The organism is Frankia sp. CcWB3, from assembly GCF_977927595.1.
On sequence record NZ_CDWRCK010000400.1, the window covers coordinates 1 to 2,561 of the forward strand.

2 protein-coding genes are annotated in these 2,561 nt (G+C 73.1%); both read right to left on the bottom strand.

What is annotated here, in order from left to right:
- Window positions 1-121: 121 nt before the first annotated feature.
- Window positions 122-1,222, bottom strand: coding sequence for a small ribosomal subunit Rsm22 family protein (locus tag ACY5KJ_RS19695; RefSeq protein ID WP_462204064.1), 1,101 nt, complete (start codon window positions 1,220-1,222; stop codon window positions 122-124).
- A gap of 160 nt (window positions 1,223-1,382) precedes the next feature.
- Complete coding sequence (locus tag ACY5KJ_RS19700; RefSeq protein WP_462188807.1) at window positions 1,383-2,156, bottom strand: thioesterase II family protein; 774 nt, start codon at window positions 2,154-2,156, stop codon at window positions 1,383-1,385.
- Window positions 2,157-2,561: the final 405 nt, after the last annotated feature.

Below are 2,561 nucleotides of genomic sequence, written 5' to 3' on the forward strand. Positions count from 1 at the left end.
GGCACGACATAACAGACATAAGAGTAGACAGCCGGTAACCGGCCACGACTGCCGGGTACCAGGTCAAAGGGTTCCCGTCGCCGGGTTCAGGTCACCGGCGGGTCCCGCCGGTAACGGCGGGTCAGCGCGGCCCGATGCCGGGCGGGACGGCGTCACCCCAGGAGGCCCGCCGGGCCCAGCGGTAGGCCTTCTTCTCACTGCGGGAAACGACCACGTCACCCTGCCGCGGCACGACCACGTCGCCCTGCCGCGGCGCCTCGCAGACCGTCAGCCGGACGTGGCCCGAGCGGGCCTGTGGCACGCGCAGCACCCGGCCGGCGGCGTGCGCGGGCGGGCGGCGCGGCGCGACGCGACGCGACGCGACGAGGTAGGAGTACTTCTCGTCCTCGTACCCGAGCGCACCGTCCTTCATCGCCCGGTGCAGCGCGCTGCGCTCGACCCGCCGGCCGAAGTGGCACCAGTCCCCCGCCGTCATCGGGCAGTCGTCGTCGGCGGGGCAGGGCGCGGTGATGGTCGCGCCGGTCTCGACGAGCGCCGAGCGCGCGGCGCGGATCCGCGCGAAGCCGGCCGGGGTTCCCGCGTCGATGACGACCAGCTCCGCCGCGGTGGCCCGCCACCACGCGGCCACGGCTGCGGCCCGGTCGCCGTCGGCGAGCTCGCCGAGCACATAGGCCGCCACCGTCAGGTCGGCCCGGTCCGCGCCGTCGCCGGGCGGGGTGAGCACGGACGTGCGCTGCCAGGTCGCCGTGCCCAAGGCCGGCGCGCCACCACGGCGGGCCAGCCGGCGACCGACGTCGATCATCAGCGCGGACCGCTCGACCAGGACGGCCCGGGTCACGCCGGGGAAGACCGCCAGCGCGGCCCAGGTCGCCGTCCCGGGACCCGCGCCCAGGTCGAGGACGGACCCGGGCCGCCAGTCCGGGCGGCGCAGCGCCACCTCACCGAGAACCGCGCGGGTGACCGCCAGCGTCGCGGGCAGGCGGGCGGCGAGGTAGGCCCGGACGTGATCCGCCGTCAGCTCACCGTCGCCCGGTGTGGCGGCGTTCGCGCGATACCGGTCGGACAACTCCCGGTAGGCGCGGGACATCGCCCGCGACGGCGGGGTCCCCGCGGACGCGCCGGTCTCGGCCGCGACCGCGGCGAGCAGGCCGGCCACCGCACCCTCGTGTCCCTCGTCTCCCTCGTGCCCCTCGTATCCCTTGCGTCCCGACCCGTACCGCACGGTCGAAGCGTAGCCGCGGTGCCACGGCCCCGAACGAAATACGCTGACGCGGATCCCGCCCGGGGTGCCGCCGGTGCCCGTGGCGGGGGTCACGTCCAGGTCGACACGTCCAGGTCGACAACGTTGACCGACGAGCCGGCCGGCGGGGCAGGCCGACGGGTCAGAGCGAGGGAGCCGCGGTGGCCGCGGGAACCAGTCCGGCCGAGACGGTGTCGATGACGGCGGCCTGCTGGTCCGACAGGTAGAAATGACCACCGGGAAAGACCTTCAGCGTGAACGCGCCGGTCGTGTGCGCCCGCCATTGTTCGGCCTCGGCCACGGTGGCCTTGGCGTCGGAATCCCCGACCAGCGCGGTAATCGCCGTGCCGATCACCGCGTCCGAGGGGGCGGAATACGTTTCGATCGCCCGGTAGTCCGCCCGGGTGGGCGGCAGGATCAGCTCCAGCATTTCGGGGTCGGCGAGGATGCGCGGGTCGGTTCCACCAAGCGCGTGGATTTCCCGTAGGAAACCCTCGTCGTCCAGGAGATGCACGGATTCGGCGCGGGAGGTCGACGGGGCTCTACGGCCGGAGGCGAACAGCACGAACGGCACCGGGCCGCCCGCCGCCTCCAACCGGCGGGTCACCTCGAAGGCGACGGTCGACCCCATACTGTGCCCGAAGAACGCCAGCGGGCGGTCGGAGAGGGAACGCAGCACGTCGGCAATGCGGTCCGCGAGGGGTTCGATGGCCGTCTCGGGCGCCTCCGTCCGCCGGTCCTGGCGGCCCGGATACTGCACCGAACGCACCTCGGCGACCGGCGACAATGCCCTGGACAGCGGGACGTAGAAGCTCGCCGCGCCGCCCGCATGGGGAAAACAGACGAGCCGAGGGGCGCTCGCCGGCGCCGGATGGAAACGCCTCAGCCACAGATCGACGTCACTGGGCACGGCCACCGCCGCGGTCGGATGCTCGCATGAGGATAGTACACCGCCCTCGTGATGGAATCGAATTATCTGGGAGAATCTCTCAGCCTCCAGATTATGCGGTGCAATGGCTCCCTGGGCTCTTTTTCGCTCGACATTCGGCACATCACCTCCGGTAACGAGACCACCGGCGGCGGGCGGCCCGGTGCGGGAAAACGGGAAAGTGTGGCGGGTCAGGGACGGTCCGGAGGCTGTGGGCCGTGACTAACCCTCCACAGTTCGCGCGCCGGCCGACGGGACGCCGGCGCCCGGGGCGGCGGCCCGCGTGCGGTCAACCACCAGCGTGGCGATCGCGGCGGCGACCGAAACGAGACCTCCGATGTAAAACCCGGCGCGGGCGCCGCGGTGCTCGGTGAGCCAGCCGACGAACAGGGC